The sequence below is a fragment of the Prevotella sp. SGI.167 genome, from assembly GCF_050313615.1.
Taxonomy (GTDB): Bacteria; Bacteroidota; Bacteroidia; order Bacteroidales; family Bacteroidaceae; genus Prevotella.
In genome coordinates this window covers 1-5,629 of record NZ_JBNPLT010000062.1, presented here as the reverse complement: position 1 = coordinate 5,629, position 5,629 = coordinate 1, and the positions used below count along the sequence as shown (strand labels likewise).

Genomic DNA, 5,629 nt, shown 5'->3' with positions numbered 1-5,629 from the left:
CCCATGTAATTATAACTCGAACAAAAAGGTGAATGTCAAGGCTGCCTAATTGGCAGCTCTGGCAATACCAATTAATAATATGCTTTTTTTGAAAAATGTTGGATGTGCTAACTGCTGAAAATCAGTAGTTACGTTCTAACGGTGATTTACAATTGAATCAAAGTGTGGAGACTGCCATGAACCAGATAGATTTGAAGGATTATCCCAGTCGGTTCGCTATGTGTGGACTTCCCATTATTAAGGTGGGTATCAACTTTGATTCGGAAAAGCGTACGATAGGAGATTGGAAGATTGTATCCCAATAAGAAATGTGATAATGAAAGTAGCTGTCATAATACTTAATTACAATTCCAGTGCCGACTGCTGCAAGTGTGTGGTTGACTTGAAACGGCAAGAGGGTGTGGAGTTAGAGATCATCATCGTGGATAACCGTTCTCGCGAGGATGACGCCTTGGCAGTGAAGAGCCTGGCAGCAGAGCAGGGCTGCACATTCATCGCCGCCAAGGAGAATCGCGGATATAATGCAGGCAACAATATCGGCTTGCGCTATGCGGCAGAAAAGGGGTATGTCTATGCCCTCATCGCCAATCCCGACATGGAGTTTCCGCAGCGAGATTATGTAATGCGACTTGTTGAGGAGATGCAGGCAAGGAAAGAGGTAGCGGTTGCAGCCACAGACATCACATCGCCAGATCTGTCGCATCAGAATCCGATGATGCCTGATCCGAAGGGTTGGCAAAGTAGTTTCAACTGGGTAAAAGTCATTTTGAAACGTTCCTCCAAGGAGACTCCCGATTTCATAGGGGATTATAAAGCCTCGCATGTATGTAAAAAGGTGAGCGGTTGTTGCCTGATGGTTCGTATGGACTTCATTAAACGCATCGGCTTTTTCGATGAGCAGGTCTTCCTTTATTGTGAAGAAGCCATTCTCTCCAAACAGGTGGAACAGGCGGGATTAAAGATGTACTATGTAGCCAATTTACAGGCGGTACATCGGCATATAAAGAGTCAGAAAGGCAACGCTCGAAAACGATTTAAGGCTTGGATTTCCTCGCGGCTTTATTTTGAGCGTCATTATAACTACCAGAGTTTTTGGAATCATTGCATGAAGACGATTGGTTGGAAAAGCTATCTGGCAGTGTTCTGCACAGGAGATTATGTAAGAAGCATCATGCAAAGAAATAAACAATAAAAATGTGGATTCTACAAAAAATCAAATTTATCTATGAGGACAAGGTGCTGGCCACAATCATGCTGGTACTTTTTAATATCATGTTTGTTCCCATAGAGCAAGGTCCATTTAGTCCAGTGAAGATTGGCTTTATGGGTATCTGTCCCTTGATATTCATTGCCAAGAAGCCTATAGTCACTAAGGCACTCGTTCTGGCTGCAATTTATTGGGTCGTTTGTTATACCTTGTCCTTGCTGAAAGGTGAAATGCGATTCTCCACCTTGGGTTTCTTGGGCATGTACTTGATATTATATATCAATTATTATAGTTTTATTGTAAAAGGCACATTCACGCTGGAGTATTTTACGAAGGTTCTCAAGTATCTGATCATCGCCTACGCAGTGGTGCTGATAGGACAACAGATGTGTGTACTGGTAGGCCTTCGCAACATGCCGTTGCTTAATCTCCAAAATCAGTTCTTCCTATCCATAACGAAACTGCCATCCTTGACTTTGGAGCCTAGCCATTCGGCACGCATTCTCACATTCACGATGCTCGGCTATCTTAGATGTATGGAAATCAAGAAAGGTAAAAGAATCAGCCTCCAAGAATGGTTCAGCCCAGAACAACGCATTGTGACCTTCTCATTTCTTTGGAGCATGCTGATGATGGGAAGCGGAACAGCCTTTGTGGGCATGGGAGTTCTGAGCCTCTACTTCATAACACGTAAAACGGTTATCTACATTATCCCGTTGATAATCGGAATGTTCATGTTGGGGCAGTCAATGGAATTGAAACAAATGGATCGTGCTGTAGCACTGGCAGAAGCTGCATCAACAGGAAGCGCAGAAGAGGCCATGGCTGCCGATGGCAGCGGAGCAACGAGAATAATTCCCGTGATGAACGTCTTCACACAGACCGATGTCACCCAACTTGAAACTTGGATAGGGAAAAAAAACATGGAAAAGGACAAATACTGGTGGAAGCGTACAGACACAAAGATATATGACCAATATGGTTTGCTGGCCTATCTGATACTGCTGACTTTTGTCTTTTCATGTGCCATTCACCGTTTCTTCAGCCTTGAGTCATTGTTGTTTCTGGCCCTTCTTGGAGCCAATCTGATAAACTTCTATTATGTATGGGGGTGCTTGATGATCATGACAGGGGTGAGGTATTTTCAAAATAACTATGTTGAGCAATCAGTGTTGATAACAGATCAGGAAAAGGACTATGAAGACTGAAATAACCCTTGCTATCTGCATGTACAATGCAGAAAAATATATTGAAGAGACATTGGCTTGCATCATGGCACAAACGATGCAAGACTTTCACCTGCTGATCGTCAATGATTGCAGCACGGATGGTTCCGTGGAGTGTGTGAAACGATTCTTCAAACAAAATCCTCGTCAGTATGAACTTGTTTCGTTACCTGAGAACAGAGGTTTGTGTGCTGGCCGTCGATTTGTCGAGGAGCATGCAACGACGAAATACCTGCTTTTCGTGGATGCGGATGATTGTCCCTTGCCTTATTTTGTTGAAAAGCTCTATAAAAAGATTATCTCTGATGACAAGCTGATAGCTGTAGGGTGTTATTTGCAGTATATTGATTTATATGGAAGAAGAATTAAGGGAGGTATTTTTCTTGGAGAGACAACAAAAGACTCCTTTTTTCAGAAAGCAAGAAATGGAAAGCTAATATTTATGGCATCGACATCCTTATATGATAGAGAGATAGCCTTGTCAGTCGGTGGACATAATATAAACGGTTTTCCAAAAGGTAAACCTCGCTATCAAGATTTATGTGAGGATTTAGATTTGTGGACTCGCATGAGTGACCTTTACACGGAGGGGAAGGCTATTGTGGTAATTCCTGAAGTATTATACTATTATAGGAAAGGAGATGGTATTTCGTTAAGTTCGTTGGGTATGCTGCTGCGTATGCGCCACATCAAGATGAATCTTAAAAGAAGGAGAAAAGGTTTGGATGAATGGTCTTTCATAGATTTTCGTGCGCAACTGTCCACTGAGGAAATGAGGAGGTTAGAAAAAGATGCCTGTGCTGCTGATGCTTTGAGGCGTGCTTATTATCATCTGCGTGCTGGGCATATCATAGCAGGTGTGAAGGACTTGTTTCTTTCGATAAAGAGTAATCCTCACTACTTCGTTGATAAGGTAAAACATAATTTGCTCAGAATGAAATGATGGACAGGGTTGAGTTCTTGAAAAAACTGTTTGATTATCTCAATCAACAGATTCGCTATGCGTTGCTTCGCAACTTCGAGGGTCTGCCTGAACAGAATGACAGTCGTGACATTGATATTGCGATTGCTCATAAGGACTATATTAGACATCGTGGTGAATTGGTGCGACTGGTGGAGGAGGCTGGATGGAAGATTGTCACCTATCTAAATAGTGACCGCCTTGTGACATGGGTATGTGGGGCAATAAGTAACAGGGGGACTATCGACTTGGTTCAGTTAGATTTCTTTTTCCATACATCCGTTTATGGATTGATGCTTATTGAAAATAATGACCTGCTGGAGCATAGGCTGTTCAATGGGAAAGTCTATCATGTGGATGCTACGTATGAGTTTCTGGACAAATATCTCTATAATCGAGCGGTCGGAGCCAAATATCCTGAGAAATATAGCATCCAGCGAGAAAGAGCGGAAAAGATACCTTCAACTATAGAGGGAGTAAGTAGGGCTTTCGGATGCCCGACTGTAGAAGACTGTGATTCGTCAAGCAAGGAGTCTTTATTGTCTGGACTTTTAAAGCAAAACCTACGGCGATATGGACTTAAGGTTTTGATTCATTATCTGAGGTTTGAATATTATCATATTCGGAATTACATCTGCTCCAATACAGGCTTTTCCATTGGCTTTACCGGTCCTGACGGGTCTGGTAAAACCACGGTTATTGATTTGCTGATAGAGGACCTTGGAGAGGTGTTCCGCAAGGCACATGTCTATTTTCACTTCCGTCCCATGCTGTTCAGCAATCTGGGTGAAGTGGCACATAGTGCAGGCATAAAGAAAGAGGTGGACAGGAGCTACGAAAAGCCTCATCGTGGAGCGAAAACAGGTATGCTGAGTTCATTGCTTCGGTTGGGTTATTATTCCGTGGATTACCTTTTGGGGTATTTTCTGCGGGTGAAGCCTGTAACCCGCATCACCCGACTTGCCATCTTCGACCGTTATTATACGGATATTATTTGTGATAGTCGTCGCAGCCGCATTTATCTCCCAGTTAAGTTCCTCTATGGGTGGGGAAAATGTTTTATACCCTCGTTGGATTACAACATCCTGCTCACGGCTCGTACGGAGACGATATTAACCAGAAAGAGAGAACTGGATGCAGCGGGTATCGAGGCGATCAACCAGAAAATTGACTATTTGGCGGATAAGCCTGGTTTCTATAAGGTAATGAATGAAGGCGCACCTCAGGAGGCTGTAGCAAGAATTCTGCAAATAGTCTTTGAGAGGCAACATAAGAAGAATATGAAAAAATTATCGTAAGTTTATGAATAGTCCATTTTTCTCAATCATTATTCCTGTGTATAATGGGTTGTCACATGATTTGCCAATCTGCTTGGAAAGTATATGGAATCAACCATTGTCCCCTTCCCTCTATGAAGTCATCTGTGTGGATGATTGCTCTACTGACAATACGCGTGAGTGGCTGGATGAAGAAGCCACAAAGCATAGCAATCTAAGAATTATCAAGCATACAGTCAATAAGCGTCAAGGAGGAGGTCGAAATACGGGTATGAAGGCAGCTCATGGCAGATACATCATTTTCATTGACCAAGACGATTATTTTCATGCTGGTTCTATCGCCAAGGTGTATGATCATCTTCAATCAGTTGAGTTGGAAATACTGATTGTAGATTGTACCTACGAGCGTCCGGGAAAGGTGAACAATACTTTGCAACACAACTTGCCACATCATGAGGTAATGACTGGTGATGAGCAAATACTGCGAAACTCTATTCCATGGGCTCCCTGGAAATTCATTTTCCTGCGTTCTCTTGTGGTTGATAATAGGCTGTTTTTCGATGAAAAAGAGCGCATTGAAGATATTGACTGGGTACACAGACTGGTACACAAAGCTCAAAGGACACAGTATCAACCGATTCTGTTTATCCATTATCTGAAGAATGATGCATCTACCACTATGACCTCTTACAAATCTCCAGAGATTACATATTCCACATTAAGAATAGGAAAGAGATTGTATAGATTGACAAACACTGAATTTTCTGAAGCATCAGATGAATTAAAAACGAGGATTAAGCAAATAGGCGAATTTACATTCTATCTGGGATTAAGGAATTATCTGACATTTGGTGATAGGGTTGTCAATAAAAGAAATGCTATTTGCAACATTATAGTACCCTACACTAAAAAAACATACATATTGACTAAATTTGCCGCAACTTTTCCAGGTTTTTAT

At 42.1% G+C, this 5,629-nt stretch carries 5 protein-coding genes and 1 pseudogene; all 6 read left to right on the top strand.

All coding sequences use genetic code 11. The features are described from left to right. Positions 1-143 precede the first annotated feature (143 nt). A pseudogene (locus ACQRBJ_RS15610) lies at positions 144-305 on the top strand (PD-(D/E)XK nuclease domain-containing protein); the annotation flags it as partial. A gap of 11 nt (positions 306-316) precedes the next feature. Then, entirely contained in the window at positions 317-1,192 is an 876-nt protein-coding gene (locus tag ACQRBJ_RS15605; RefSeq protein ID WP_445304177.1) for a glycosyltransferase family 2 protein, read from the top strand. 2 nt (positions 1,193-1,194) lie between these two features. Next, complete coding sequence (locus ACQRBJ_RS15600; RefSeq protein WP_445304176.1) at positions 1,195-2,415, top strand: hypothetical protein; 1,221 nt, start codon at positions 1,195-1,197, stop codon at positions 2,413-2,415. Continuing rightward, entirely contained in the window at positions 2,405-3,376 is a 972-nt protein-coding gene (locus tag ACQRBJ_RS15595; protein ID WP_321724966.1) for a glycosyltransferase, read from the top strand. Before ACQRBJ_RS15600 ends, ACQRBJ_RS15595 begins: the two co-directional genes overlap by 11 nt. Beyond that, on the top strand, positions 3,373-4,692 hold the full coding sequence (locus ACQRBJ_RS15590; protein WP_445304175.1) for a hypothetical protein: 1,320 nt from the start codon (positions 3,373-3,375) through the stop codon (positions 4,690-4,692). Before ACQRBJ_RS15595 ends, ACQRBJ_RS15590 begins: the two co-directional genes overlap by 4 nt. A gap of 4 nt (positions 4,693-4,696) precedes the next feature. Next, a partial coding sequence (locus ACQRBJ_RS15585) for a glycosyltransferase family 2 protein (protein WP_445304174.1) occupies positions 4,697-5,629 on the top strand: 933 nt, incomplete at its 3' end.